Here is a 24,392-nt window from a genome sequence, read left to right on the forward strand (position 1 = left end):
GTCCAACCAGCCCACCCTGTGCACAACCTCACTTGATGTTCACTTAAGTTGACGTCCCGTTGGGTTTTTGCAACAGTTGGTTCCATGAGTCCGGTCAGACGCGGCAAAGAGCTGCCGATCTACAACCGGCTTCCCGTGCTCCGGGCCGAGCGCGGGATGACCCGAGCCGCGCTGGCGAACGCCGTCGAGGTGAACCCGCAGACCATCGGCGCTCTCGAACGCGGCGACCACTATCCGAGCCTGGACCTGGCGTTCCGGATCTGCGCGGTGTTCGACCTGCCCGTCGAGGCGGTCTTCAGCCGCGAGCCGTTCACGCCTCTTTCCACCCAGGTCTACCGCGAGGGGGGAGCATGACCGAGCAACCGGGCCGTCTCGCGGCCTACTGGGAACGCCAGCTCGACAAGCTCGAGGAAGCCGAACAGAAACGGTCCCGGAAGCTGCCCGGCTGGCGGACCAGGAAGCACCGGCGGGCACTGGTCGCCGTGCTGGTCGCCGCCGACCTCGCCCTGGTCGCCGGGGCCGCGCAGTTCAAAACCGAACCGCGGTGGCTCTTCCCCGCCTTCTGGCTGACCGGCCTCGTCGTCGGCGGGTTCGCGTTCATGACGCTGCGGATCCTGACCGGGCGGATGAGCGGCGGCTTCTCGCGCCTGCTGGACGAGCGCGAACGCGAGTGGCGCCACCGCGTCACCTACATCGGTTACCAGGCGCTCAGCTACCTGATGCTGATCGCCATGCTCTACGGCCTGCTCGTCGCCGGCTCCGCGGAGCGCGGCGCGATGATGCTGTCCGCGCTGCTGGTCACCGGCACCACCATCCCGGCCATCGTGCTGGGCTGGTCGCTGCCGGACGACGACCCCGAAGACTTCGAAGAGGGGATGGGGAATGCCTGAGGGGACACTGGAGATCGACGGGATCTCCAAGCGCTACGGCGCCAAGGTCGCGCTGGACGGCGTCTCGTTCGACGTCCGCGCCGGCGAGCTGTTCGGTTTCGTCGGCAGCAACGGGGCCGGCAAGACCACCACCATGCGGATCGCGCTGGGCGTGCTCGCCGCCGACGGCGGGGAAGTCCGGTTCGACGGCAAGCCCGTCACCCACGAGACGCGCACCCACATCGGCTACATGCCCGAGGAACGCGGGCTGTACCCGAAGATGAAGGTGCTCGACCAGCTCGTCTACCTGGCCGAGCTGCACGGGCTGAGCGCCGGCGAAGCCCACCGCAACGCGGAAACCTGGATCACCCGGCTCGGGCTGGCCGAGCGCCGCAAGGACGAGGTGCAGAAGCTCAGCCTCGGCAACCAGCAGCGCGTCCAGCTGGCCGCCGCGCTGGTGCACGACCCCGCGGTGCTGGTGCTCGACGAGCCGTTCTCCGGCCTCGACCCGCTCGCCGTCGACGTGATGAGCGGCGTCCTGCGGGAGAAGGCCGCCGCGGGCGTGCCCGTGGTGTTCTCCAGCCACCAGCTCGACCTCGTCGAGCGGCTGTGCGACCGGGTCGGGATCATCCGCAGCGGCCGCATGGTCGCCGTCGGCACGGTCGACGAGCTGACCGCGAGCGCGCGCAGCAAGCTCGTCGTGACCGCGCCGGCCGCGACCGACGGCTGGGCCGCGGGCCTGCCCGGCGTGCGCGTGCTGGAGCAGCACGGCACCACGACCGTGCTCGACCTCGAACCGGGCGCGGACGACCAGGCCGTGCTCGCCGCCGCGCTGACGACCGGGCCGGTCACCGAATTCAGCCGACGGCGCCGGTCACTCACCGAACTGTTCCGCGACGCCGTGTCGTCCGAGAAGGGGGAACCGCGATGAGGACGCTGAGTGGCCGCCGGGCCGTCTGGCTCGTCACGAAGCGCGAGCTGAACACCCGGCTGCGCACGCGGTCGTTCGTGGTCGGCACGGGTGTCCTGCTGGTGCTGCTGCTGGGGTACGTGTTCTTCCAGACGTCGCTGGCCGGTTCGTCGGACAAGAACACGGTCGGGCTGACCGGCCAGGCGATCGGGATCGCCCGGCAGCTGCAGACCGAAGCGGCGCTTTCGGGCCGCGAGATCACCACGGTGGCCGTCACCGATCCCGCCGAGGGCCGGAAGAAGGTGGAGGACGGCGACTTCGACGCGCTCGTCTCGGGCAGCGCGGCACAGCTGACCGCCACCTACAAGTCCTCTTTGGACGGCGAGCTGCGCCGGGTGCTCGACCAGGTCGCCCAGCAGCAGGTGCTCGACGGCGTGCTGTCGTCCGCGCAGCTGGAGCCGGCCGAGGTGATGGCCAAGGTCAACGGCACCCACGTGCGGGACGACGCCCTCTCGCCGCAGCCGGCGGACCAGACGCAGCGGCTGGTCGTCGGGCTGGTCGTGGCGTTCCTGCTGTACATGAGCATCATCACCTACGGGATGATGGTCGCCCAGGGCGTCGTCGAGGAGAAGTCGAGCCGGGTCGTGGAGATCCTGCTGGCGAGCGTGCGGCCGTGGCAGCTGTTGCTGGGCAAGGTGATCGGGCTCGGCCTGGTCGGCCTGACCCAGCTGGTGATCCTCGGGGCGGTCGGACTGGGCGCGGCGTCGGCGACCGGCGTGTTCACGCTGTCCGGCTTCGCGACGAGCGCGGTGCTGTGGGGCCTGCTCTGGTACCTGCTGGGCTTCCTGTTGTACGCCACGGTCTACGGCGCGCTGGGGTCGCTGGTGTCCCGGCAGGAGGACACCCAGTCGGTGGTCGGGCCGCTCAACATCATCCTGGTGGTCGGGTTCATCGCCGGGTTCAACCTGCTGGTCCAGAACCCGGCCAGTTCGGCGACGAAGATCGTTTCGCTGATCCCGCTGCTGTCGCCGATCCTCATGCCGGCCCGGATTTCGACGGGCGCGGCGACGGGCTGGGAGATCGGGCTGTCACTGGCGCTGACCGTCGCGCTCGTCGCCGTGCTGACGTGGATCGGCGGGAAGATCTACGGCAACAGCGTGCTGCGGATCGGCAGCCGGATCAAGCTGAGGGAGGCCCTGCGTGGCTGAGGTGCGGACGGCGGGATCCGGTGACGTGGGCGCGATCCGCCGGTTCGGCGAGGCACACGTCCAGGCCCACTACGCCCCGCTGATCGGCGCGGCCGCCGCGGCCGCGCAGGTCCGCGACTGGTGGAACGAGACGCACGTCGCCGCGGCCGTGGCGGCCGGGCTGGTGGTCGTCGCCGAGGACGCCGGGGAGCTCCTCGGCGTCGGGCAACGCGGCCGCAACGGTGCCGAGCACGTGGTCTACAAGCTCTACGTCCACCCGGGTCAGCGGGGCCGGGGGCTCGGCCCGCGGCTGCTCGGCGCCCTGGCCGCGCAGCTGCCCGGCGACGCCGCACGGCTGTACATCGAGCACTTCGCGGCCAACGAGCGGGCCGGCGCGTTCTACGAGCGCGAGGGCTTCACCGTCGACCGGATCGAACCGAGCGCCACCGGCGATCCCGCGCTGGCCGTCGTGTGGCGGGTCAAGCCGCTGATCAGGACGTGATCCTGCCGTACCGCTCCAAGGACACCTGTCGCTCGTGTCCGTGGTCGACCATGGGTTCCGGGTAGTCCTGGGGGCGGTCCTTCAGCTTGTGGACCGCCTTCCCCGGCACCGAACGCAGCTCCGGCACGTACTTCCGCACGTAGTCCCCGTCCGGGTCGAACTTCTCGCCCTGGGTCGTCGGGTTGAAGATGCGGAAGTACGGTGCCGCGTCGGTGCCGCAGCCCGCTACCCACTGCCAGTTCAGCTGGTTCGATGCCAGGTCGCCGTCCACCAGGTGCTTCATGAAGTGGCGGGCGCCGAGCCACCACGGCAGGTGCAGGTCCTTCACCAGGAAGCTCGCGACCACCATCCGCACCCGGTTGTGCATCCAGCCCTCCGCCAGCAGCTGCCGCATGCCCGCGTCCACGATCGGGTAGCCCGTCCGGCCGGCGCACCACCGCGCGAACGCCTCGCGGTCGTCGTCGTACTCCATTCCGTCGAAGCGCTTGTCGTAGTTCTCGCGGGCCGTTTCCGGGCGGTGCCACAGGACGTCGGCGTGGAACTCGCGCCAGCAGATTTCGCTGCGCAACGACTTCGCGCCCGTCCGGTCGTCGCCGGCCAGGTCGGCCAGGATCGTGCGCGGGTGGATGCAACCCCAGCGCAGGTACGGCGAGAGCCGCGTGGTGCCTTCGCGGTCCGGGCGGTCGCGATCCTCGTCGTAGGTCTCGATGCCGCCGTCGAGGAATGCGTGCCACACCGCCAGCGCGGCCCGCTCCCCCGGCTCGGGCAACGCCGCGGACACCTTCGGCGGGCATGGCACCTTCAGCGACTTCGGCGGCGTCACCCAGTCCACAAGGGACGGTCCGGTGTCGGCGGGCGAATGCCGGCCGCGGGCGGCCCAGGCGCGGAAGAAGGGCGTGAAGACGCGGTACGGGCTGCCGTCCGGCTTGGTCACGCGGCCCGGCGTCACCGCGTACGGCGAACCCGTCTCGACCCAGTCGATGTTGTGCTCCGCCAACGCTTTCGCCACCGCCGCGTCCCGGCGGCGGCCGTAGGGGCCGGTGTCGGCGCTGACGTGCACCGCCGCCGCGCCGATCGCGCGCGCCGCGGCGACGACCTCGGTCGCCGGGTCGCCGCGGACCAGCATCAGGCGGCCACCGAGCTGGTCGTTCAGCTTTTCGAGACAGCCGTACAGGAACGCCTCCCGCGGCGCGCCACCGGGCTTCAGCAGCGCCTCGTCGAGGACGTACAGCGCGAGCACGTGCTTGCTGTGGCGGGACGCCTCCAGCAGCGCGGCGTGGTCGCCGAGCCGCAGGTCACGGCGGAACCACAGGACGACCGGCGCTTCACGAGTCACGACGGACAACGATAAACGCCCCGCCGTGCGGGTGCACGACGGGGCGTTTTCGCAGAATTGATCAGCGCTCGGACATCGGGATGTAGTCCCGGGTCGCGTGGCCGGTGTAGATCTGGCGCGGGCGGCCGATCTTGGTGGCCGGGTCGTTGATCATCTCGCGCCAGTGCGCGATCCAGCCCGGGAGCCGGCCCAGCGCGAACAGCACCGTGAAGAACTTCGTCGGGAAGCCCAGCGCCCGGTAGATCAGGCCGGTGTAGAAGTCCACGTTCGGGTACAGCTTCCGCTCGATGAAGTATTCGTCGGAAAGCGCCGTCTCTTCGAGCTTCTTGGCGATGTCGAGCAGCTGGTCGCCGCCCTTCAGCTTGCCGAGGATCTCGTCCGCGGTGTTCTTGATGATCTTCGCGCGCGGGTCGTAGTTCTTGTAGACCCGGTGCCCGAAGCCCATCAGCTTCACGCCCTTTTCCTTGTTCTTCACCCGCTCGACGAACTTGGCGACGTCGCCGCCGTCGCGCTGGATGCCCTCCAGCATGTCGAGCACCGCGGAGTTCGCGCCGCCGTGCAGCGGGCCGAACAGCGCGTTGATCCCGGCCGAAATCGATGCGAACAGGTTCGCCTCGGACGAGCCGACCAGGCGCACGGTCGAGGTGGAGCAGTTCTGCTCGTGGTCGGCGTGCAGGATGAACAGCAGGTCGAGCGCCTTGGCGGCGTCGGGGTCGACGTCGTACGGCTCGGCCGGGAAACCGAACGTCATCCGCAGGAAGTTCTCGACCAGGCCGAGCGAGTTGTCCGGGTAAAGCAGCGGCTGGCCGACGGACTTCTTGTACGCGTACGCGGCCAGCGTCGGCAGCTTGGCGAGCAGGCGGATCGTCGACAGCTCGACGTTCGGCTCGTCGAACGGGTTGAGCGAGTCCTGGTAGAAGGTCGACAGCGCCGACACCGCGCTGGACAGGACCGGCATCGGGTGGGCGTCGCGCGGGAAGCCGCTGAAGAACGCCTTCAGGTCCTCGTGGAGCAGCGTGTGCCGCTGGATCTTCTCGGTGAAGTCGGCCAGCTGGGCCTGGGTCGGCAGCTCGCCGTAGATGAGGAGGTAGGAGACCTCGATGAAGGTCGACTTCTCCGCCAGCTGCTCGATCGGGTACCCGCGGTACCGGAGGATGCCGGCGTCACCGTCGATGTAGGCGATGGCGGACGACGCGGCGCCGGTGTTGACGAAACCGGGGTCGTAGGTGATGTACCCCGTCTGCGCCAGCAGCTTCCCCAGTTCGATCCCCGGCGCGCCCTCGACCGGGTGGACGATCTTGAACTCGTGCTCGCCACTCGGCAGGGTCAGCTTCGCGGTTTCTCCGCCGGACTGCCCCGCAGTCGTCGCGTCGGACATGCAAGTCCCTCTCACGTTGGGCACGGGCCGGCGGCGCCTGTACGTTCCACAGGTAGCCACGTGTTCACGCGAGGAAACACTGGCGCCTCGCTGCACACCGCCCCGCTGGGGTATGAAGAATGCCCCTCAACGTTAGTCGAGAAACCCGCCTTCGCGCAGCGGTGACGTTGCTCCCGGGGCCCCCTTTGGGACCAGGTTCACACGGTGGCCGCCATGTCGGCGGACGTGGGCGGCTCGGCGCCGCTGCGGGACACCGTGATCGACGCCGCTTTCGCCGCGAAGGTGAGGGCCTCGCGCCACGCGCCGGCGTCGAGAGTCGCCAGGTCGGTGGCCTCGCGGGTGTGCAGCCAGGCCAGCAGCGCGCCGTGCACGGTGTCGCCCGCGCCGATCGTGTCGACCACGGTGACCCTTCGCGACGGCACGTGGGCCAGCTCACCTGCGGCGGTGATCACCGAGAGCCCGTCGGCGCCCCGGGTGAGCACCACGGCGTCCACACCGGACTCGATCCACGTCTTCGCCGCGGCGACCGGGTCGGCGCCGCCGGTGAGCCACGCGGCGTCGTCGTCGGAGACCTTCAGCAGCCGGACGTCCGGCAGCCAGGACGCGAACCGGGCCCGGTAGGCGGCCGGGTCGGCGATGAGCGCCTCGCGGATGTTGGGGTCGAGCACCGTCAGCACGCCACGGGCCGCTTCGCGCCGCAGCATCGCCTCGTAGGCCGAAGCGCCGGGCTCGAGGACCATGCCGAGCGTGCCCAGTGAGAGCGCTGTCACACTTTCCGCCAGCGGGCCCGGATCCGCGACCAGCCTGTCCGCGGTGCCCTCGACGTAGAACGAGTAGCGCGCGGCGCCCTTCGCGTCGAGCGCCACGACGGCCAGCGTCGTCGGCTCGTCGCCGCGCTGCAGCAGCGAGGTGTCGACGGCGGAGGCGTGCAGCCGCTCGACCATCGCCTCGCCGAACCGGTCGGTGGACACGCGCGAGAGGAACGCCGACGGCACGCCGAGCCGCCCGGCGGCCAGCGCCACGTTGTACGGGCCACCGCCCAGCCGGGGCAGCAGCGCGCACAGCCCACCGTCCACAGTGGAATCGAGGGGGTCGCCGGGAACCAGGTCGACCAGAGCTTCTCCGCCTACGACGATCACGCCGGGAGTTTAATTGACTCCCGGCTGACAATTCCTGTCCGCTATTTGTTCAACCCGCCGAGCAGCAGTTCGCCCAAAGCGGTGAACGCCTCGGCGTCCGACACGTCGGTTCGCCCGCCGAGCACGCCGGTCTGGATGCCCTCGATGATCAGCCCGGTCATCTCGGCCACCAGCCGGGCGTGGACGTCGCGGAACACCCCGTCGGCGACGCCCTTGTCGATGAACTGCCGGAGCCGGCGCGCGGCGAACCGGCTGTTGAGCTGGTAGGCCTCCCGCGCCGGGCCGAACTCGGCGAGGTCACGCATGAAGGCCGCGGACGCCCGGTTGAGGTGTTCGGCGACGCCGGCCAGGTACTCGCCGATGAGCTTGCGCGCGTCGTCGATGCCGGCGATGCGCTCTTCAATCCGCTCCGCGGCGCCGCGGAAGAACCCGGTCACGACCCGGACGGCGAGCTGCTCCTTGCTGGGCGCGAGCGCGTAGAGCGTCGACTTCGAGCAGCGCAGGTGGCCGGCGAGGTCGTCGAGCGTGAAGGCGGCGAAGCCCTCGGCCAGGAAGAGTGCCTCGAGGTCGCCGAGCAGCGCCTGCTGGCGCGCGGTCGGCCGGCGGCGGGGTTCGGGGCGCATCGGCTCACTATCTCCTACGTCTTCCGGCCACCCCAGGCCTGTCGTACTGTACTCTAGACAATCCTGGAGTACTGGTTTCAGTACAGCGCTTTGCGGGGCTTCGCCCCGGCCGGGGGCTTCGCCACCCGGACCCCCGCAAGATGTGGTTTGGGAGGACACCGATGCCCGCCGAACGCCTGCTGCCCGACGCGGAAGCCGCGGCACTGGTCGCGCTGACCAGAGAGATCGCGCGCGACGAGCTGGCCCCGCGGGCGGCGGCGGCCGAGGAAGCCGAGCAGTTCCCCCGCGAGCAGTTCCGCCTGCTCGGCAAGTCCGGGCTGCTGGGCCTGCCGTACCCGGAGCGCTGGGGCGGCGGCGACGTGCCGTACGAGGTCTACCTGCAGGTCCTGGAGGAGATCGCGGCGGCGTGGATGACGGTCGGCGTCGGGCTGTCGGTGCACACGATGTCCTGCTACGCGCTGGCGGAGTACGGCACCGACGAGCAGCGCGAGAAGTGGCTGCCGGAGATGCTCGAAGGCGCGCTCCTGGGCGCGTACGCGCTGTCGGAGACGAACGCGGGCTCGGACGCGGCGGCGCTGTCGACGCGCGCGCGTCTCGACGGCCCGGACTACGTCGTCAACGGCACGAAGGCGTGGATCACGCACGCGGGCGTGGCGGACTTCTACACGACGATGGTCCGCACGGGTGCGGACGAGATCTCCTGCCTCCTGGTCGACTCGTCGACGCCGGGCCTGTCGGCCGCACCGCGCGAGCGCAAGATGGGCCTGACGGGCTCCCCGACGGCCCAGATGATCTTCGACGGCGCGCGCGTACCCGCTTCGCGGCTCTTGGGCGACCCTGGTGCCGGGCTCCGCATCGCGCTGTCGTCGCTGAGCTCGGGCCGGCTCGGGATCGCGGCGTGCGCGGTGGGCCTGGCACAGGCGGCACTGGACGAAGCGGTGGCGTACGCGAAGGGCCGTTCGCAGTTCGGCCGTCCGATCATCGACTTCCAGGGCGTCGAGTTCCTGCTGGCGGACATGGCGGCGACGGTGGAGGCGTCCCGCGCGCTGTACCTGGACGCGGCCCGGCGACGCGACCGCGGGATGCCGTTCAAGCGCCAGGCGTCGATCGCCAAGCTGGTGGCCACGGACGGCGCGATGAAGGTGACGACGGACGCGGTCCAGGTCCTCGGCGGGGCCGGGTACACGCGGGACTTCCCGGTGGAGCGGTACATGCGGGAGGCGAAGGTGCCGCAGATCTTCGAGGGCACGAACCAGATCCAGCGGGTGGTCATCGCCCGCGAGCTGAAGAACGCATAGCTCGATCCAGCGACGGCTGTCGCTTTCCGGTGACGGATACCGTCGCGGCATGCCCGGTCATCTGCTGACCATCGAGGAGTACGCGGCCCTCGGTGGCACCGCCGTCGGTTTCACCGAGCTGATGGAGGGCCGGGTGGTGACGTGCCCCTGGTCCGGGCGGCGGCACGACCTGGCGGTCTGCCTGCTGGCCGCGGCGCTCGAGCGGCAGTTGCCGGCCGGGTTCGCGTTCGTCGTCGCCAACGACCTGGACCTGGGCCTGAGCCCGGACGGCGGCCCCGGTTTCGCACGCCGTCCGGACTTGCTGGTCCTGGAGCGGGCAGCGCTGGACAGTGGCGACGGCCTGCTCCGGGCGGCCGACGTGGTGCTGGTGGTGGAGGTGGTGGCGCCGGGTTCGCGGCGGACTGATTACCAGGTCAAGCACGACGAGTACGCCGATGCCGGGATTCCGCATTATTGGATCGTCGACCTGGGTGAGCGGGTCTCGGTGGTGGAGTGCCGGGCGGGCGATTCCGGCTACGTCGACGCGGCGGCGGTGAGCGGGACCTTCGTGACCGAGGTTCCGTTCCCGGTGCGGCTCGATCTCGACGCGCTGATTCCGTGAGAGGACGGGAGACACGATGGCCGTAACTCCGGTGCGACTGCTGACGATCGAGGAGTACGCGGCGCTCGGCGAAACCGAGGTTGGCTACACCGAGCTCGTAGAAGGCCGGGTGGTGATATCACCCAACCCCAGCGCCCGACACAACCTGGCTGCCTTTTCGCTTGCACGGCAGCTCGATCCACAGCTGCCACCCGGGCTGACGGTCATCCTCGGCATCGACGTGGACCTGCAGTTGGCACCTGCCGGCCAGCCCGGCTTCTCGCGCCGGCCCGACCTGCTGATTTTCGACAAAGCCGCGCTCGCGCGTGGTGCCGAGGAGATGCTTCGCGCCGACGAGGTCGCGGCGGTGGTCGAGGTCGTATCACCGGCGTCGGAGCGCACCGACTACCGGGTGAAGCACGACGAGTACGCCGACGCCGGCATCCCGCACTACTGGATCATCGACACGAGCGAGCCCATCTCGCTGGTCGCATGCCACCAAGCCGGTGAGTTCGGCTACCTGGACGCCGCCGCGGTCACCGGCACCTTCGTCACCGACGTACCCTTCCCCGTCAAGATCGACCTGACCGCGCTCCTCGACTGATCGAACGGCACGCCGGAACCGCCCGGTCACCGGCGTGCCGTCCGAAACTCAGCGGGCCTCGCGGTACCTGCGGTCCTTCGACACGCCCTCGCCGGTCGACTCGTCGAAGTGGTACACCTCGTCGCCGCGGACGAAGACTCGCAGGGCGCGGTTCATCACGTCCAGCGGGTCGCCCGACCACAACACCACGTCGGCGTCCAGGCCCGGCTTCAGGGAACCGATCTGCCCGTCCAGGCCGAGCATCGAGGCCGGGTTGATCGTCAGCGACTTCAGCGCCGTTGCCGGGTCGAGGCCGTCCTTCACCGCCAGGGCCGCCTGGTACACCAGGAAGTTGATCGGGATCACCGGGTGGTCCGTCGTGATCGCGATCTTCACGCCCGCGCGAGCCAGGATGCCCGCCGAACGCAGCGTGCGGTTGCGCAGCTCCACCTTGGACTTCGTGGTGAACAGCGGGCCCAGGATCACCGGCACCTCGCGCGCAGCCAGCAGGTCCGCGATCAGGTGGCCTTCGGTACCGTGGTTGATCACCAGGTTGTAGCCGAACTCGTCGGCCAGCCGGATCGCCGTCACGATGTCGTCCGCGCGGTGGACGTGCTGGTCCCAGTACAGCTCGCCGTCGAGGACCTTCGACAGCGTCTCCAGCGTCAGGTCCACCTCGTGCGGCTTGCCCTCGGACTCCGCGTGCGCGCGCTTCGCCTGGTAGTTGCGGGCCTTGGTGAACGCCTCGCGCAGGATCGCCGCGACGCCCAGCCGCGTCGACGGCGTCTGCTTTTTGTCCCCGTACACGCGCTTCGGGTTTTCGCCGAGCGCGCTCTTCACGCTGACGTGCTCCGCGAACGTCATGTCGAGGATGCTGCGGCCCCACGTCTTGACGCCGATCGTCTGGCCGCCGATCGGGTTGCCCGACCCCGGCTTGATGACGACGCTCGTGACGCCGCCGGCCAGCGCGTCGTCGAAGCCCGGCTCGTACGGGTCGATGCCGTCGACCGCGCGGAAGCGGGCGCCGTTCGGGTCGGTCATCTCGTTGGTGTCGTTGCCGGCCCAGCCCTCGCCGTCCTCGTGGACGCCGAGGTGGGCGTGGGCGTCGATGAAGCCGGGCAGCACCCAGGTGCCGGCCGCGTCGACAAGTTCGGCGTCCTCCGGGATGTCGACGTCCGCCTCGGTGCCGACCGCGACGATCCGGCCGCCGTCGATCAGGACCGTGCCGCCCTCGATGGGATCACCGTCGATGGGGACGACATAGCCCCCGACAATTGCCTTCGCCATAGTTCGCCACGCTAACGAACTCCCCCGGGCGCCTGCACGCGGGTGTAGGGCCAGCCGGCCAGCCCGGTCTCCAGCAGCTCGAAGGCCCGGGCCGCCTCGGCGCCGATGGTGTCGGCGATCCGGTCGTTGGAGTGCCCGGCGAGCGTGAGCGCCTGGATGCGCTGGAACAGCACACGGTGAACGGCGCTCAGCAACCCGGCGGCAGTCTCGACGGCGATGTCGTCCGGCCGGACCCGAGCGGCCTCGGCCAGCGCCTGGGCCAGCCGGTGTTCGCGCTGGTCGTGCAGGCCACGCAGGCACGTGGTCAGGGTCGGGCTGTCGGCGATCATGCGGGCGAACTCCGGCCCGGAGAAGCCCGCGACCGGGTTGCGGGTGGCGACGGCGTCGGCGAACGCGCGACGCAGCGCAGCCGGCACCGATTCGCCCGGCGAACGGGTGGCCACAGCGTCGGCCAGGGAGCCGGCGAACTCCTCCTGGTGGTCCAGGGCCAGGTCTTCCTTGCGCGCGAAGTAGTTGGTGACGGTCTTCTTGGCGACGCGGGCGGCGTCGGCGATCTCGGCGATGGTCGTCTGCTCGAAGCCCTGGGCGATGAACAGCCTGGTCGCGTGGTCGGAGATGAGCTGCCGCGTCTCCTGCTTCTTGGCCTCGCGGAGCCCGCCGGTCTCAGTAGTCATGGAGCAATCTTACTCTCGTGGCAAATTTATGTTGACACACCTTAGCTGCCGCGGCTAATCTTACGTCGGTAGCAAGTTTACGACGATCCACCGAGGAGCCTCGTGCAGTTCACCGCCTCCACCGTCTCGCTGACCGTCGACGACGTCGCCGCGTCGCAGGAGTTCTTCACCACCCACCTCGGCTACGCCGTCCAGCAGGCCGCCGAGGGCTTCGCGTCCCTGACCCGCTCCGACGCCTTCGACGTCGTCCTGCTCGCCCGCGGGATCGAGGTGCTGCCGCCGGAGCAGCGTGACCAGCGCGCCGGCGGGCTGATCCTCGCCTACACCGTGGCCGACGGCCTCGACGAAGAAGAACAGCGGCTGCGGGCCGCGGGCGCGCCGATCACCATGCCGCTGCGCGAAGAGCCCTGGGGCGAACGCCTGTTCCAGGTGACCGACCCCAACGGCGTCGTCGTCCAGTTCGTCCAGTGGGCCGGCCAGAACTGAACACCCCTCCGAAAAGAAGGAGTCCCCTCTTGCGAAAGCCTGCGAACCTCACCACCGCGGACACCGGATCCGGCCCCGTCACCGACGGCCGGCGCGGGCGGAGCGATCGCGCCCTGCCGCACCGGAACGGCAGGAAAACCCAAGGGCGGCAAGGAAAGCCGGTCCTCCGTCAGCGCCGCACCGGCGCATGAGGACAGCGGCCGGCCACCGGGAAACCGGTGGCCGGCCTAAGGGGTCCGGGCCTTCTCCAGGTGCACCAGCTCGTGGTTGTTCTCGGGCGTCCGGTGCGTCTCCCGGTACCCGTGCTTGGCGTACAAGTGCAACGGCCCCACGCTCTTCGAACCGGTGAAGAGCCGGAAGAGCGTCACCTCCGCCGGCGCCGCCGACTCCGCGAACCGCAGCAGTCCGCTCCCCAGCCCGGCCCCCTGCCGGTCCGGGGCGACGACCAGCCTGCCGATCACTCCGACCGGCCCGGTCACCGTCAGCCGTACCGACGCCACCAGGCGGCCCGCCTCCCGGATGCCCCAGGACAAGCCCGCGAGGGCAACCCGCGTCTCGTCGAGGGTTTCCAGCAACGGCGGCAGGTCAAGGTCCCCGTGCGCGCGTGCCTCGGTGACATACGCGGCCCGTTGCAGTGTCAGGACTTCGCCCGCGTCGGCGACGCCCAGGCGAAGCGGCGTCACCGGACCCGGATGCCCCAGCTGCCCGACCAGGACGCCGACGGCTCCAGCTCGATCAGGTCGGTACCCGTGTTGAGCGCGTCGGCGGGGCAGGTCATCGGCTCGATCGCGACCGCGCGGCCGCGGCCGATCAGATCGTCCGGGGTGAACACCTGGGCCCAGTGGAAGTCCGGGCCGGTCCAGACCAGCAGTTCCTGGCCCTCGTGGCTCAGGACGATGTGGTGCCGGCCGTCCCCGTCCGCCGCAAGGCCGCCGAACGCGGTGTCCAGGTTGACGCCCGCCAGCACGCGGCCGGCGCGGAAGTCGTACTCCGTGCCCTCGACGTCCTGCTCTTCCGCATACGGCATCTGCTCGTCGGGCAAGGACGGGCGGACGCGGCTCGCGGGCAGCGTCAGGGTCAGCTCGTCGGTCGGGACGTCGCCGATCCGGAAGTACGGGTGCGTGCCGACGCCGACGCCGATCGGCTGCTCGCCTTCGTTGCGGATCTCGTGGGTGACGGTCAGCTCGCGCGGCGCGAGCTCGTACGTCACGGTCGCGCGCAGCGGCACCGGCCAGCCGGGCTGCACTTCGACGTCGACGGCCAGGGTGATCGACGACTCGGCGTGCTCCAGCAGCTCCCACTCGAGGTGGCGGGTCAGGCCGTGGATGGCGTTGCCGCGTGCCTCCTCGGTGACCTCGAGCTGCTGCTTCTCACCCTGGAACGACCACTGGCCGCCCTTGGTCCGGTTCGGCCAGGGCAGCAGCACCTGCCCGGCGCCCAGCGGCGGCTTCGCGTCTTCGGGGAACTCCTCGACGTACGGCACGCCGCCGACTTCGAACGCGCGCAGCCCGGCACCGATTTCGGTGACGACGGCGCGCGCGTTGCCGCGGGTGATCTCGAACTGCTGACCGGTCGGGTTGCCCATGGCACGACCTTACCGATCCACGAAGTTACTAGACCGGTCGTCATAGTTTGCGCTACGGTCGAGTCATGGTTCGCCGCACCGACACGCGGCAGCGGATGCTCGACACCGCCGCCGACCTGTTCCAGACCCAGGGCTACCACGCCACCGGCCTCACCCAGCTGACGACGGCGGGTGGCGCGCCCAAGGGGTCGCTCTACTTCCACTTCCCCGGCGGCAAGGAGCAGCTCGCCGCCGAAGCCGTCCGGCTTTCGAGCGAGCGCACGGGCACGCTCCTCGAAGCGATCCTCGGCGACGCCCCCGATCCCGCGACCGGGATCGACCGCACGATCGACGCGCTCGCGGGATTCCTGACCGCGTCGGACTTCCAGCGCGGCTGTCCGATCGCGACAGTCGCGCTGGACGCCGCCGCGGCGAGTGACCCGATCCGGGAAGCCTGCGTCGACGGCTACTCGTCGTGGCACGGCATCCTCACCGGTTACCTTGCCGGACAAGGGCTTTCCGGCGAGCGCGCCGACGAGCTGGCCACCATCGTCCTGGCCTCGATCGAAGGCGGGCTGCTGCTGGCCCGCACCCGCCGCGACCTCGCGCCGCTGCGCGCCGTCGCCACCCACCTGCACGCCACCCTCGAACGGGAGTTCTCCTGATGCGCGTCCACCACCTGAACTGCGGCACCCTGCGCCCGCCCGGCGGCAGGCTGTTCGACGGCAAGCCGGGGCTGTTCCGGCGGGGTACCGTCGTCTGCCACTGCCTGCTGGTCGAAACGGACACCGGGCTGGTCCTGGTCGAGACCGGCATGGGCACGCCGGCCGCGGTGGACCGGAACGGCTGGCTGGGCGCGGGTTTCGTGCGGCTGACGAACCCGATCGAAGACCCGGCGCAGACCGCCGTCGCGCAGATCCGCGCACTCGGTTTCGACCCGGCGGACGTCCGCGACATCGTGCTGACCCACCTCGACCTCGACCACGCGGGCGGGCTGGTCGACTTCCCGTGGGCGCGGGTGCACGTCTACGCCGAGGAGCTGCGCGCGTTCACCGACCCGCGCGACGACGCCGAACGCGGCCGGTACCGCCGGATCCAGTTCGCGCACGGTCCACAGTGGATGTCCTATGCGGACACCGGCGAGCCGTGGTTCGGGTTCGACGCCGTCCGGCAGCTCGACGGCCTGCCGCCGGAGATCCTGCTGGTCCCGCTCTCCGGGCACACGCGCGGCCACGCCGGGGTCGCCGTCGACACCGGCCACGGCTGGCTGCTCAACGCCGGCGACTCGTACTTCTTCCACGGGCAGGTCGATCCCGCCGCGCCGCACTGCCCGCCGGCCCTGAAGTGGTTCGAGCGCCGGATGGAGACGGTGCGGGGCGCCCGGCTGGACAATCACCGCCGCCTGCGCCAGCTTGTTCAGGAGCACGGCGACGAGGTCAGCGTGTTCGCCGCGCACGACGAGACCGAGTTCCTCCGGCTGAGTACCAGGAGCAGCGTATGAAGGTGCACCACCTGAACTGCGGCACGATGCACCCGGCGGGCGGGAAGCTGATCGACGGGGAGCCCGGCCTGCTGCGGCGGGCGGAGCTGGTCGCGCACTGCCTGCTGATCGAGACCGGCGACAGCCTGGTGCTGGTCGACACCGGCTTCGGCACCCAGGCCGTCGCGCGGCCCCGCGAGTGGCTCGGCGGGTTCTTCCTGGCGGCGGTCGGCGCGCGGCTCGAAGCGGCCGAGACGGCCGTCGCGCAGATCGAGGCGCTCGGCCTCGACCCCGCCGACGTCCGGCACGTCATCGCGACGCACCTCGACGTCGACCACGCGGGTGGGCTGGCCGACTTCCCGAACGCCGTCGTGCACGTCCGCGCCGAGGAGCAGCGGTCCGCGACGGCCCCGGGGAACGCGGCCGAGAAGAACCGCTACCGCGCGGCGCAGTTCGCGCACCGTCCGCTGTGGAGCACCTACGAGGAGACGGGCGAGCCGTGGTTCGGCTTCGACGCGGTGCGCGCGCTCAAGGGCCTGCCGGAGGAGATCCTGCTGGTCCCGCTCCCCGGCCACACGCGCGGCCACGCGGGCGTGGCGGTCGACACCGGCGACGGCTGGCTCCTGCACGCCGGCGACGCGTACTTCTTCCACGGCCAGCTGGACCCGGTGGCACCGCACTGCCCGCCGGGCCTGACGGCGTTCCAGACCCTGGTCCAGACAGTGCGCGGGCCGCGGCTGGAGAACCTGGCGCGGCTGCACGAGCTGGCGCGGACCCACCGGGACGACGTCACGGTGTTCTCGGCGCACAGCCCGGTCGAGCTGGCTGCGCTGCGCCGGAAGTCCCCGGGAACCGAATGATCGTCCGCCCCATCTGAGCCTCCGACGACGGGAGGTTCGGATGGTGGCGAAGATCCGCCGGTGCGCGGCCGTGCTGGGCGTGGTGGCGTTGCTGACGACGGCGTGCGGGAGTGAGCCGGCCCCTGACCCGGCCGCCGCCGCGACGCAGGAGGCCGCGCCGCTCGATCTCTCCGGTGTCGTGGTGCTGCAGCAGCAGGCCGGGACCCGCCTCCACGAACTCGCCTTCGCCGATCCGGCGACCGGCGCGATCAAGACGGTCCTGCCGTTCCCCGGCCGGGACACGTCGCTGCACCGCCTCGGCGAACCGACGTCGAAACTCGACCTCATCTCCCCGGACGGGCAGTACGCCACGCTCGACACCGGCGAAGGGGTCGAGGTGTTCCGGCTCAACGCCACCGACCGGCGCTACGAGCGCACCGGCGTCGTCACCGCCCCGGAGCGGACGATGAGCGAGAAGGCGACCAGGTTCCACAACCCGAAGTTCGGCCCGGCCGGGTCGAAGCTGTTCTTCGACGACGGCGAGGCGGTGTACTCCGTCGACTACCAGCAGCTCGGGACGCCGGTCAAGGAAGCGGGCATGGTGCCCAACGGGCACGCCGACCAGCACGTCCGGGACTGGTGGCTCGGCCCGCGGAACGAGGTGCTGACCTGGCAGGACGCCAAGCGCGTCGGCGGCGGCCTGGCGTACCTGGCCGATTCGTCGGGCGCCATCGCCTACGCGGTCTACGAAGAGCCGGGCGCCACCTACCAGCTCGTCGCCACGATCGACGCGACCACGGTACTGATGTCCGCCGTCACCGGTACCGACGAACACGGTGTCCTGATGCGGCTGCACCTCGACGGCCAGACGCCGCAGGTGACCAAGCTCGTCGAGCGGTCCGAGCCGCGGATCGCCAAGACGATCGCCGCGCCGGACCGGACGACGGTGCTCTACCAGACCGCGCAGGGCGAGTGGTTCTCCTCGCCCGTCACGCCCGGCGCGGTCGCGCGGCCCGCGTTCCCGCAGCTGCCGCCCGCGGACACGCTTTCGGAGCGGCAGCTCGTGGGCTGGACCTGATCAGCCGGCGGCGAGGGCCTGCTTGACGAGCGGGGCGAGCTGCTCCGGCGTCATCTTCGCCGGGCCGGTGTAGTTGATCAGCACCGGCGTGCCCCCGACCAGCTCGGCCGAAGCGAGCGTTGCCGTCTTCTGGCCGTCGACGTAGTAGACGGCGCCGTCCGGGAAGCCCGGGACGTCCTTCGCGCCCGGCTTCGCCTTCTTGATCGACGCGACCATCTCGGCGGGCTTGCCCTGCTTGCCCTCGTAGCGGGTCACCGCGAGCGCGCCGGCGGCCTTGCCGTCGTGCTGGTACTCGCAGCTGCGTGCCTTGCCGCCGTTGGCCGTGGTGTCCTGCGCCGGGCCCGGCACCGCCTTGAGGTTGTCGAGGAACAGCGCCTTCGAGACGGCCTCGGCGGGCAGCAGCTTGCACGGGTCGAGCGACGCCGCGGCCGCGTTCGAGCTCGGCGCCGGCTTCGGCTGGGTGGGCGCGGACGACGAGGGGGCCTTCGAGGGTTCGTCCCCGGAGGAGCAGGCGGTCAACAGGGCAAAAGCGACAAAAGCGACGGCTAAGGTACGCATGTCCGCACCCTAGCCCGAACAGCTCAAACTGTCGGCGCCCGGTATCGCCAGAAGGCCGGGAGCAGGAACATCGACGCGCACACGAGCACGATGACCAGCAGGCCACCGACGCTGGCCGCGGCCGCGGTGCCGAACGCGGCGGCGCCCCAGCCGTGGGTGAGGTCGGCGATCCGCGGGCCGCCGGCGACGACGACCGTGAAGACGCCCTGGAGCCGTCCGCGCATCTCGTCGGTGGTCGCGACCTGCAGGATCGCCATCCGGTAGACGGCGCTGACCATGTCGGCGGCCCCGGCCAGCGCCATGAAGACGACGGCGAGCCAGAGCGAGTGCGCGAGCCCGAACGCGGCCACCGCCGCACCCCACGCGCAGACCGCGACGACGACCGCGACGCCCTGGCGGTGGATGCGCGTCAGCCAGCCGGAGAAGAGCCCGATCAGCATCGCCCCGGCGGGCAGGGCGGCGTAGAGCCAGCCGAGCGCGGGGCCGCCGCCGGGCGGGTCGCCGAACGTGCGCTCGGCCATCTCCGGGATCAGCGCCCGCGGCATCCCGAAGACCATGGCGATGATGTCGGCGACGAAGGAGGCCAGCAGGATCTTCTGCCCGGCGAGGTACCTGAAGCCGTCGACGACGTCCCTGATCCCGGCGCGGCGCGAAGGGCCGTTGAGCGGCGGGATCGACGGCAGCCGCCAGACGGCGAAGAGGGTGATCGTCAGGGCGACGACGTCGATCAGGTAGAGAGTGGAGAGGCCGAGGACGGGGATCAGCGCACCGGCGAACAGCGGGCCGAAGACCGCGCCGAAGGTCGACATGGTGGTGTTCAGCGCGTTGGCCGACGGCAGCAGTTCGGCGGGCACGAGCCGCGCGACGACGGCGCCGCGGGTGGGCATGTTGATCGCGAAGAAGGCCTGGTTGACGGCCAGGAGGCCGAGGACGAGCCAGACCGAGCCGAAGTGCGCGAAGGCCTGCAGCCAGAGCAGAGCGGAGGTGATGGCGACGCCGACGTTGGTGACGAAGAGCAGCTTCCGCCGGTCGACGGCGTCGGCGACGGCGCCGCCCCAGAGCCCGAAGACCAGCAGCGGGACGAGGGCGACGAGCCCGGTGAGGCCGACGTAGGCGGAGGACCCGGTGAGGTCGAAGACCTGCTTGGGCACGGCGACGGCGGTCAGCTGGGTGCCGACGGCGGTGACCACAGTGGACAGCCAGAGCCGCCGGAAGGCGGGGATCTTGAGCGGCCGCGTGTCGACGATGATGCGGCCGAGGACCTTGCGGATGCCCGAGCGGGGCGGCAAGGTCCCCGGTTCACCAGTCACGACTCATCAGCTTAGCGGGGCTAAGTATCTGACGCAGGTGATTTACCTCGCCTCGCGAGCGCCCCAATGTGGCCTTGGTTGCGTTCAACGCACCCAATGTGGCCTTCGGTGCGTTGAACGCACCGAAGGCCACATTGGGGCGCTTGAAGGTCAGGGGGCGACGCGCTCGATGTGCCACCCGTCGTCGTTGCGCACGTACCGCAGCCGGTCGTGCATCCGGTCCTCGCGGCCCTGCCAGAACTCCACCATGTCCGGGCGGATCCGCCAGCCGCCCCAGTGCGGGGGTGCCGGGATGTGCTCCACGTCCGCGAAGCGCCGCTCGATCCCGTGCAGTGCGTTGTCCAGCGCCCGGCGGCCGTCCACGACGCGGGACTGCGGGGACGCCCACGCCCCGAGCTGGGACCCGCGGGGGCGCTGGGCCCAGTACTCCGCCGTCTCCTTGACGCCGACCTTCTCGACCTCGCCGCGGACGTGGACCTGGCGGTGCAGCGCGTACCAGGGGAACGTCACCGACGCGTACCGGGTCGCCGTCAGGTCGTGGCTCTTCGCCGACGTGTAGTTCGTGTAGAACACGACGCCGCGGTCGTCGAGGCCCTTGCACAGCACCGTGCGGGACGACGGCCGGCCTTCGGCGTCCGCCGTCGCGAGCACCATGGCGTTCGGCTCCGCGATGCCCGCCGCGACCGCCTGGTTGAGCCAGCCCTGCAGCTGATCGGTCCAGGTGGCGGCGAGCGCGGTTTCGTCGAACGCGGCGCCGTCGTAGGCGACGCGCATTCCGGGAAGGCGTACTACGGCGTCTTCCACCTGGTCCTCGATCTCCGGCATCATCGCCAAACCTCCACGCCCGATCAGGGCATCAGTCGACTTCGGCTCTAGGCACGTTAGGGCCTCGCGACCGGCAGCGGAACCCACCTAACGGTGACACCCGACACCCATTTCCCGCCACCCAGCCGTAACCGCAGGACAACAAGCCGTAACCCCCGCGTTACCCGCCGGACCAGGATCGATACAGGACGCACCTACCTTCGGCCCGTTCCCCACCACCCCCGGAGGCAGGCATGACCGAGACCCTGTCCAACGCCGAAAAGAGTGCCCCGCCGAAACGCCGGTACGCCCCGCTCGCGGCGAACGAAAACCGCGAGGACTACTCACTGCGCTTCGCCGCTCATTCGTTCCGGAAATGGTCCCCGTTCGTGGTCGCGACGACGGCGCTGGGCGGCATCGCCTACCTCGCCGACTTCGCCATCGGCGCCAGCATCGTCCTCTCCTACGGCTTCACCTCCGGTGTGCTGGCGATCCTCGCCGCGGCCGTCGTCATCTTCGTGACCGGCGTGCCCATCGCGGCCGCCTGCGCGAAGTCCGGAGTGGACATGGACCTGCTGACCCGCGGTGCCGGCTTCGGCTACTTCGGGTCGACGCTGACGTCGCTCGTGTACGCGAGCTTCACCGTCATCTTCTTCTCGCTCGAAGGCTCGATCATGGCGCAGGCCTTCGAGCTCGCCGTCGGCATCCCGCTGGCCATCGGCTACCTCCTCTCCACGCTCATCGTGCTGCCGTTCGCGCTCTACGGCATGGGCGCGGTCGCGAAGATGCAGACCTGGACACAGCCGCTGTGGATCGCCGGCCTGGTGCTGCCGTTCGTCGTCGTGCTCGTCCGCGAGCCGGGCAAGTTCGCCGAGTTCACCCAGTTCGGGGGCACGGAGGGTGCCGGCGCCGGGTTCTCCGCGATCGGGTTCGGCTTCGGCATGGGTGTCGCGCTGTCGCTGATCGGGCAGATCGGCGAGCAGGCCGACTACCTGCGGTTCATGCCGGAGAAGACGGCGGAGAACAAGCGGTCGTGGTGGACCGCCGTGCTGGCCGCCGGGCCCGGCTGGGTGATCCTCGGCGCCGCCAAGCAGATCGGCGGCGCGCTGCTGGCCTTCATCGCCCTCGGCGTCGTCGGGAAGACGCACGCGCTGGAGCCGATCGCGCCGTACCTGGAAGCGGTGAAGCCGGCACTCGGGCCGGTGGCGCTGACGTTCGCCGCGCTGTTCGTCGTCGTCTCGCAGATCAAGATCAACACGACGAACGCCTATTCCGGCTCGCTGTCGTTCGCGAACTTCTTCTCCCGCGTGCTGCACAAGCACCCCGGCCGGGTCTGGTACGTGCTGGTCAACTGCGGGATCGCGCTCGCGCTGATGGAGTTCGGCGCGTTCGGGTTCCTCAACAAGATCCTCGGCTTCTACTCGAACGTCGCCATCGCCTGGATCGGTGCCGTCTGCGCCGACCTGGTGATCGCCAAGCCGCTGGGCCTCTCGCCGCGCTACATCGAGTTCAAGCGCGCCTACCTGCACAAGATCAACCCGGTCGGGTTCGGCTCGATGGTGGTCGCGTCGGCGGTGTCGATCGTGGCGTACTTCGGCGTGTTCGGACAGTTCCTGGCCGCCTTCAGCCCGCTGCTCGCGCTGGTCATCGCCATCGTGCTGGTGCCGACGCTGGCCGTCGCGACGAAGGGGAAGTACTACCTGGCCCGGGAGAACACCGTCGCCGGCCCGGACTCCGACGTCGATCTGCGCGCGACGCACACCTGCTCGGTCTGCGGCGACCCGTACGAGCTGCCGGACGTCGCCGACTGCGCGAAGCAGGACGGCCCGATCTGCTCGCTCTGCTGCACGCTCGACAGCACCTGCCACGACGTGTGCCAGACGACCGGCCCGGTCGCGCTCGGCCTGCCCACGGTCCGGACGCCGTAAGGTCCGTGCGGGCCCGTTCCCGGCGTCCGCCGCCGGGAACGGGCCCTCACGTTCGCCGGGTTCCCCCCTGCTCCCCCACCCGGCTCGACTGTTCCACGCCGGCCGGCGCCCCGGGGTTGCCCCGGATTTCCGGGATTTTTCCGGGCCGCATGATGGCCGCCAGCATCAGCGCGCGCAGCTCCGCGCCGACGTCCTCCACCGGCAGCGGCGGCTCGTGCGCCTGCCACTCGCGCAGCAGCCCGGTGGCCGCGCCGACCAGGGCGATCGCCGTCAGCCGGTAGTCGCGGTCGGGCGCCGCGCCGTGCTCGGCCGCGCGGCGCGCCTCCGTCTCGATGAAGGTCGCCCAGCGGTCGACCCACACCTGGTGCTGCGCCTCCAGCTCCGCGCTGACGCCGACGGCTTCGACGTAGTTCAGCCGCGGCAGGCGCGGGTCGACGGTGACCGTGTCGATGAAGACGTCGAGCAGCGTGGCGATGCGCGTCACGGCGTCGGCTTCGGCGACCTCGTCGAGCGCGGCGGTGACGTGCTCCAGCGCGAGGCTGTTGATCCGGTCGTGCAGCGTGCGCAGGACGTCTTCCTTGCCGGTGAACTCCTCGTAGAAGTTCCGGGTGGACACGCCGGCGCGGGCGCACACCTCGGTGATCTTCGTCTGCCGGAAGCCGGTGGAGGTGAACAGCTCGAGACCGGCCGTGAGCAGCCGCTCGCGGCGGTCGGCGCGACGTTGTTCGGGTGCGACACCGCCGTACGTGCGAGCCAACAGTCGTCTCCTCCTTCTGAGGGATTGCCGGATCCTACCGGCCTGGCTAAATTGTGAAAACCTCGATTACCAAACACCGGAGGCAACGATGCTTCGTCGGTTACTGGTCGCCGTCGCGCTCCTTTTCGTGACAGCCGCCCCCGCGGCGCACGCGGACCCGGGTGTCCTGCTGGAACAGAAGCCGGTGACGGTGTTCGTCGGCCCGTTCCCGGCGCCCGTCAAGGCCTGGCACCTGCTGTACCGCTCGACCTCGGCGACCGGCGAGCCGAACGCCGTGTCCGGCACGCTGCTGGTGCCGCCGACGCCGTGGCTGCGCGGCGGCCCGCGGCCGCTGATCACGTACGCGGTGGGCACGCACGGCCTCGGCGACCAGTGCGCGCCCTCGAACCTGCTGGCCCACGGCATCGAGAACGAGAGCGCGCTGCTGGCGCAGGCGTTGTCGCAGGGCTGGGCGGTCGTCGTCACCGACTACGAAGGGCTCGGCACGCCGGGCACGCACACGTACGCGGTCGGGCAGTCCGAAGGTCGCGCGGTGCTCGACGCGGCACGGGCGGCCGCCCAGGTGACCGGCGCGGGGCTGTCGCCGTCCGGACCGGTGGGCGTGTTCGGGTATTCGCAGGGCGGCCAGGCCGCGGCGTGGGCGGCCGAGCTGCAGGCCACGTACGCGCCTTCGCTGAACGTGGTCGGCGTCGCGGCCGGCGGCGTCCCGGCGGACCTGAACGCGGTGTTCGCGGCCAACGACGGAGGCGCGGCGTTCGGCCTGGTCCTCGGCGCGGCGACGGGCTTCGCGGCGGCGTACCCGGACGTGCCCTTCGCGTCGATCCTGAACGACCGCGGCCGCGAGGCGGTGGCCCGCGTGTCGAAGGCCTGCACGGTGGAACTCGGCGCGGCGGCACCGTTCGCGCACCTGCGGGACTTCGTGACGGTGCCGGACCCGATCCACGAGCCGCACTGGCAGGCCCGCCTGGCGGAGAACTACCTGGGCACGACGGCCCCGAAGGCACCGGTGTACCTGTACCACGCAACGCTGGACGAGCTGATCCCGTTCAGTGTCGGCACGGCGTTGCGCGACCGTTGGAAGTCCCTCGGCGCGAAGCTGACGTGGCAGGAGTTCCCGCTGCTGGAACACATCGGCGGCGTCTCGGTCGGCGGCCCGGCGGCGATGACCTGGCTGGGCACGAAGTTCTGAAAACTGTCGGTGGCCCCCGGTAGCGTGGAAAAC

The 24,392-nt window shown here is 70.6% G+C and carries 27 protein-coding genes; 15 read left to right on the forward strand and 12 right to left on the reverse strand.

The window, feature by feature from the left end; translation table 11 throughout:
• The first annotated feature begins 84 nt into the window (after nucleotides 1-84).
• Genes I4Q55_RS06850 through I4Q55_RS06870 form a run of 5 tightly spaced genes read left to right on the forward strand, consistent with a single transcriptional unit; the run spans nucleotide 85 to nucleotide 3,468 of the window.
• Nucleotides 85-354 carry a helix-turn-helix transcriptional regulator gene (locus I4Q55_RS06850; RefSeq protein ID WP_206785173.1) on the forward strand — a complete coding sequence of 90 codons (270 nt, stop codon included), beginning with the start codon at nucleotides 85-87 and terminating at the stop codon, nucleotides 352-354.
• Nucleotides 351-890 (forward strand): hypothetical protein, encoded by a 540-nt coding sequence (locus tag I4Q55_RS06855; RefSeq protein ID WP_206785174.1) that lies wholly within the window; start codon nucleotides 351-353, stop codon nucleotides 888-890. The genes I4Q55_RS06850 and I4Q55_RS06855 overlap by 4 nt, the downstream gene beginning before the upstream one ends.
• Nucleotides 883-1,800 (forward strand): ABC transporter ATP-binding protein, encoded by a 918-nt coding sequence (locus I4Q55_RS06860; RefSeq protein WP_206785175.1) that lies wholly within the window; start codon nucleotides 883-885, stop codon nucleotides 1,798-1,800. Before I4Q55_RS06855 ends, I4Q55_RS06860 begins: the two co-directional genes overlap by 8 nt.
• Nucleotides 1,797-2,987, forward strand: coding sequence for an ABC transporter permease (locus I4Q55_RS06865; protein ID WP_206785176.1), 1,191 nt, complete (start codon nucleotides 1,797-1,799; stop codon nucleotides 2,985-2,987). The genes I4Q55_RS06860 and I4Q55_RS06865 overlap by 4 nt, the downstream gene beginning before the upstream one ends.
• Complete coding sequence (locus tag I4Q55_RS06870) at nucleotides 2,980-3,468, forward strand: N-acetyltransferase (RefSeq protein WP_206785177.1); 489 nt, start codon at nucleotides 2,980-2,982, stop codon at nucleotides 3,466-3,468. The genes I4Q55_RS06865 and I4Q55_RS06870 overlap by 8 nt, the downstream gene beginning before the upstream one ends.
• Here I4Q55_RS06870 and I4Q55_RS06875 read toward each other — a convergent pair.
• The 4 genes from I4Q55_RS06875 to I4Q55_RS06890 all read right to left on the reverse strand — a co-directional run bounded on the left by I4Q55_RS06875 (nucleotide 3,458) and on the right by I4Q55_RS06890 (nucleotide 7,944).
• Entirely contained in the window at nucleotides 3,458-4,804 is a 1,347-nt protein-coding gene (locus tag I4Q55_RS06875) for a deoxyribodipyrimidine photo-lyase (RefSeq protein ID WP_206785178.1), read from the reverse strand. The genes I4Q55_RS06870 and I4Q55_RS06875 overlap by 11 nt on opposite strands.
• A gap of 61 nt (nucleotides 4,805-4,865) precedes the next feature.
• The gene (locus I4Q55_RS06880; RefSeq protein ID WP_206785179.1) at nucleotides 4,866-6,182 is read right to left on the reverse strand and encodes a citrate synthase; all 1,317 of its coding nucleotides are present in this window, start codon (nucleotides 6,180-6,182) and stop codon (nucleotides 4,866-4,868) included.
• Nucleotides 6,183-6,379: 197 nt separating this feature from the next.
• The gene (locus tag I4Q55_RS06885) at nucleotides 6,380-7,321 is read right to left on the reverse strand and encodes a carbohydrate kinase (RefSeq protein ID WP_206785180.1); all 942 of its coding nucleotides are present in this window, start codon (nucleotides 7,319-7,321) and stop codon (nucleotides 6,380-6,382) included.
• A gap of 41 nt (nucleotides 7,322-7,362) precedes the next feature.
• Nucleotides 7,363-7,944: a TetR/AcrR family transcriptional regulator gene (locus tag I4Q55_RS06890; protein WP_206785181.1), complete on the reverse strand. Its 582-nt coding sequence runs from the start codon at nucleotides 7,942-7,944 to the stop codon at nucleotides 7,363-7,365.
• A 161-nt stretch (nucleotides 7,945-8,105) separates the two neighbouring features.
• On the opposite strand from I4Q55_RS06890, the gene I4Q55_RS06895 reads away from it, so the two are divergent.
• From I4Q55_RS06895 to I4Q55_RS06905, 3 genes are read left to right on the forward strand one after another with little or no spacing between them, the layout of a single operon-like run.
• Nucleotides 8,106-9,242: an acyl-CoA dehydrogenase family protein gene (locus I4Q55_RS06895; RefSeq protein WP_206785182.1), complete on the forward strand. Its 1,137-nt coding sequence runs from the start codon at nucleotides 8,106-8,108 to the stop codon at nucleotides 9,240-9,242.
• A gap of 49 nt (nucleotides 9,243-9,291) precedes the next feature.
• Nucleotides 9,292-9,843 carry a Uma2 family endonuclease gene (locus I4Q55_RS06900; protein ID WP_206785183.1) on the forward strand — a complete coding sequence of 184 codons (552 nt, stop codon included), beginning with the start codon at nucleotides 9,292-9,294 and terminating at the stop codon, nucleotides 9,841-9,843.
• A 16-nt stretch (nucleotides 9,844-9,859) separates the two neighbouring features.
• A complete protein-coding gene (locus I4Q55_RS06905; protein ID WP_206785184.1) occupies nucleotides 9,860-10,426 on the forward strand; it encodes a Uma2 family endonuclease in 567 nt (188 codons plus the stop codon).
• A gap of 48 nt (nucleotides 10,427-10,474) precedes the next feature.
• Here I4Q55_RS06905 and I4Q55_RS06910 read toward each other — a convergent pair whose 3' ends face one another.
• On the reverse strand, nucleotides 10,475-11,692 hold the full coding sequence (locus tag I4Q55_RS06910) for an amidohydrolase (RefSeq protein WP_206785185.1): 1,218 nt from the start codon (nucleotides 11,690-11,692) through the stop codon (nucleotides 10,475-10,477).
• A gap of 11 nt (nucleotides 11,693-11,703) precedes the next feature.
• Nucleotides 11,704-12,366 carry a TetR/AcrR family transcriptional regulator gene (locus tag I4Q55_RS06915; RefSeq protein ID WP_206785186.1) on the reverse strand — a complete coding sequence of 221 codons (663 nt, stop codon included), beginning with the start codon at nucleotides 12,364-12,366 and terminating at the stop codon, nucleotides 11,704-11,706.
• 102 nt (nucleotides 12,367-12,468) lie between these two features.
• Between I4Q55_RS06915 and I4Q55_RS06920 the strand changes: the two genes are divergently transcribed.
• The gene (locus tag I4Q55_RS06920; RefSeq protein WP_206785187.1) at nucleotides 12,469-12,852 is read left to right on the forward strand and encodes a VOC family protein; all 384 of its coding nucleotides are present in this window, start codon (nucleotides 12,469-12,471) and stop codon (nucleotides 12,850-12,852) included.
• 227 nt (nucleotides 12,853-13,079) lie between these two features.
• Here I4Q55_RS06920 and I4Q55_RS06925 read toward each other — a convergent pair whose 3' ends face one another.
• Nucleotides 13,080-13,565 (reverse strand): GNAT family N-acetyltransferase, encoded by a 486-nt coding sequence (locus tag I4Q55_RS06925; protein WP_206785482.1) that lies wholly within the window; start codon nucleotides 13,563-13,565, stop codon nucleotides 13,080-13,082.
• Nucleotides 13,532-14,437, reverse strand: a complete 906-nt coding sequence (locus tag I4Q55_RS06930; protein ID WP_206785188.1) for an aldose 1-epimerase family protein — start codon at nucleotides 14,435-14,437, stop codon at nucleotides 13,532-13,534. The genes I4Q55_RS06925 and I4Q55_RS06930 overlap by 34 nt, the downstream gene beginning before the upstream one ends.
• 65 nt (nucleotides 14,438-14,502) lie before the next feature.
• Here I4Q55_RS06930 and I4Q55_RS06935 point away from each other — a divergent pair, with 65 nt between their 5' ends.
• Genes I4Q55_RS06935 through I4Q55_RS06950 form a run of 4 tightly spaced genes read left to right on the forward strand, consistent with a single transcriptional unit; the run spans nucleotide 14,503 to nucleotide 17,813 of the window.
• Complete coding sequence (locus I4Q55_RS06935) at nucleotides 14,503-15,081, forward strand: TetR/AcrR family transcriptional regulator (RefSeq protein ID WP_206785189.1); 579 nt, start codon at nucleotides 14,503-14,505, stop codon at nucleotides 15,079-15,081.
• On the forward strand, nucleotides 15,081-15,917 hold the full coding sequence (locus tag I4Q55_RS06940) for an MBL fold metallo-hydrolase (RefSeq protein ID WP_206785190.1): 837 nt from the start codon (nucleotides 15,081-15,083) through the stop codon (nucleotides 15,915-15,917). Before I4Q55_RS06935 ends, I4Q55_RS06940 begins: the two co-directional genes overlap by 1 nt.
• On the forward strand, nucleotides 15,914-16,756 hold the full coding sequence (locus tag I4Q55_RS06945; RefSeq protein ID WP_206785191.1) for an MBL fold metallo-hydrolase: 843 nt from the start codon (nucleotides 15,914-15,916) through the stop codon (nucleotides 16,754-16,756). Before I4Q55_RS06940 ends, I4Q55_RS06945 begins: the two co-directional genes overlap by 4 nt.
• Nucleotides 16,757-16,796: 40 nt before the next feature.
• On the forward strand, nucleotides 16,797-17,813 hold the full coding sequence (locus I4Q55_RS06950) for a hypothetical protein (RefSeq protein ID WP_206785192.1): 1,017 nt from the start codon (nucleotides 16,797-16,799) through the stop codon (nucleotides 17,811-17,813).
• On the opposite strand, the gene I4Q55_RS06955 is transcribed toward I4Q55_RS06950, so the two are convergent.
• The 3 genes from I4Q55_RS06955 to pdxH form a co-directional block, all read right to left on the reverse strand.
• Nucleotides 17,814-18,371, reverse strand: a complete 558-nt coding sequence (locus I4Q55_RS06955) for a DUF3558 family protein (RefSeq protein ID WP_206785193.1) — start codon at nucleotides 18,369-18,371, stop codon at nucleotides 17,814-17,816. It abuts the gene before it with no gap.
• A 23-nt stretch (nucleotides 18,372-18,394) separates the two neighbouring features.
• Nucleotides 18,395-19,660, reverse strand: coding sequence for an MFS transporter (locus tag I4Q55_RS06960; protein WP_206785483.1), 1,266 nt, complete (start codon nucleotides 19,658-19,660; stop codon nucleotides 18,395-18,397).
• Between the two features lie 171 nt (nucleotides 19,661-19,831).
• Nucleotides 19,832-20,509, reverse strand: a complete 678-nt coding sequence (gene pdxH, locus I4Q55_RS06965) for a pyridoxamine 5'-phosphate oxidase (protein ID WP_206785194.1) — start codon at nucleotides 20,507-20,509, stop codon at nucleotides 19,832-19,834.
• A gap of 230 nt (nucleotides 20,510-20,739) precedes the next feature.
• Here pdxH and I4Q55_RS06970 point away from each other — a divergent pair, with 230 nt between their 5' ends.
• Nucleotides 20,740-22,413: a cytosine permease gene (locus tag I4Q55_RS06970; RefSeq protein WP_206785195.1), complete on the forward strand. Its 1,674-nt coding sequence runs from the start codon at nucleotides 20,740-20,742 to the stop codon at nucleotides 22,411-22,413.
• Nucleotides 22,414-22,459: 46 nt separating this feature from the next.
• On the opposite strand, the gene I4Q55_RS06975 is transcribed toward I4Q55_RS06970, so the two are convergent.
• Complete coding sequence (locus I4Q55_RS06975) at nucleotides 22,460-23,170, reverse strand: TetR/AcrR family transcriptional regulator (protein ID WP_206785196.1); 711 nt, start codon at nucleotides 23,168-23,170, stop codon at nucleotides 22,460-22,462.
• An 88-nt stretch (nucleotides 23,171-23,258) separates the two neighbouring features.
• Here I4Q55_RS06975 and I4Q55_RS06980 point away from each other — a divergent pair, with 88 nt between their 5' ends.
• Nucleotides 23,259-24,359: a lipase family protein gene (locus I4Q55_RS06980; protein ID WP_206785197.1), complete on the forward strand. Its 1,101-nt coding sequence runs from the start codon at nucleotides 23,259-23,261 to the stop codon at nucleotides 24,357-24,359.
• Nucleotides 24,360-24,392 lie beyond the last annotated feature (33 nt).

The sequence above is a fragment of the Amycolatopsis sp. MtRt-6 genome, assembly GCF_017308975.1.
In the GTDB taxonomy this organism is placed as follows: Bacteria; Actinomycetota; Actinomycetes; order Mycobacteriales; family Pseudonocardiaceae; genus Amycolatopsis.

Excerpts from the sequence above, each read along its gene's own strand:
- I4Q55_RS06850 (WP_206785173.1), top strand. The coding sequence starts at position 85 with ATGAGTCCGGTCAGACGCGGCAAAGAGCTGCCGATCTACAACCGGCTT.
- I4Q55_RS06855 (WP_206785174.1), top strand. The coding sequence starts at position 351 with ATGACCGAGCAACCGGGCCGTCTCGCGGCCTACTGGGAACGCCAGCTC.
- I4Q55_RS06860 (WP_206785175.1), top strand. The coding sequence starts at position 883 with ATGCCTGAGGGGACACTGGAGATCGACGGGATCTCCAAGCGCTACGGC.
- I4Q55_RS06865 (WP_206785176.1), top strand. The coding sequence starts at position 1,797 with ATGAGGACGCTGAGTGGCCGCCGGGCCGTCTGGCTCGTCACGAAGCGC.
- I4Q55_RS06880 (WP_206785179.1), bottom strand. The coding sequence starts at position 6,182 with ATGTCCGACGCGACGACTGCGGGGCAGTCCGGCGGAGAAACCGCGAAG.
- I4Q55_RS06890 (WP_206785181.1), bottom strand. The coding sequence starts at position 7,944 with ATGCGCCCCGAACCCCGCCGCCGGCCGACCGCGCGCCAGCAGGCGCTG.
- I4Q55_RS06895 (WP_206785182.1), top strand. The coding sequence starts at position 8,106 with ATGCCCGCCGAACGCCTGCTGCCCGACGCGGAAGCCGCGGCACTGGTC.
- I4Q55_RS06900 (WP_206785183.1), top strand. The coding sequence starts at position 9,292 with ATGCCCGGTCATCTGCTGACCATCGAGGAGTACGCGGCCCTCGGTGGC.
- I4Q55_RS06905 (WP_206785184.1), top strand. The coding sequence starts at position 9,860 with ATGGCCGTAACTCCGGTGCGACTGCTGACGATCGAGGAGTACGCGGCG.
- I4Q55_RS06910 (WP_206785185.1), bottom strand. The coding sequence starts at position 11,692 with ATGGCGAAGGCAATTGTCGGGGGCTATGTCGTCCCCATCGACGGTGAT.
- I4Q55_RS06915 (WP_206785186.1), bottom strand. The coding sequence starts at position 12,366 with ATGACTACTGAGACCGGCGGGCTCCGCGAGGCCAAGAAGCAGGAGACG.
- I4Q55_RS06930 (WP_206785188.1), bottom strand. The coding sequence starts at position 14,437 with ATGGGCAACCCGACCGGTCAGCAGTTCGAGATCACCCGCGGCAACGCG.
- I4Q55_RS06935 (WP_206785189.1), top strand. The coding sequence starts at position 14,503 with ATGGTTCGCCGCACCGACACGCGGCAGCGGATGCTCGACACCGCCGCC.
- I4Q55_RS06940 (WP_206785190.1), top strand. The coding sequence starts at position 15,081 with ATGCGCGTCCACCACCTGAACTGCGGCACCCTGCGCCCGCCCGGCGGC.
- I4Q55_RS06945 (WP_206785191.1), top strand. The coding sequence starts at position 15,914 with ATGAAGGTGCACCACCTGAACTGCGGCACGATGCACCCGGCGGGCGGG.
- I4Q55_RS06950 (WP_206785192.1), top strand. The coding sequence starts at position 16,797 with ATGGTGGCGAAGATCCGCCGGTGCGCGGCCGTGCTGGGCGTGGTGGCG.
- I4Q55_RS06955 (WP_206785193.1), bottom strand. The coding sequence starts at position 18,371 with ATGCGTACCTTAGCCGTCGCTTTTGTCGCTTTTGCCCTGTTGACCGCC.
- pdxH (WP_206785194.1), bottom strand. The coding sequence starts at position 20,509 with ATGATGCCGGAGATCGAGGACCAGGTGGAAGACGCCGTAGTACGCCTT.
- I4Q55_RS06970 (WP_206785195.1), top strand. The coding sequence starts at position 20,740 with ATGACCGAGACCCTGTCCAACGCCGAAAAGAGTGCCCCGCCGAAACGC.
- I4Q55_RS06980 (WP_206785197.1), top strand. The coding sequence starts at position 23,259 with ATGCTTCGTCGGTTACTGGTCGCCGTCGCGCTCCTTTTCGTGACAGCC.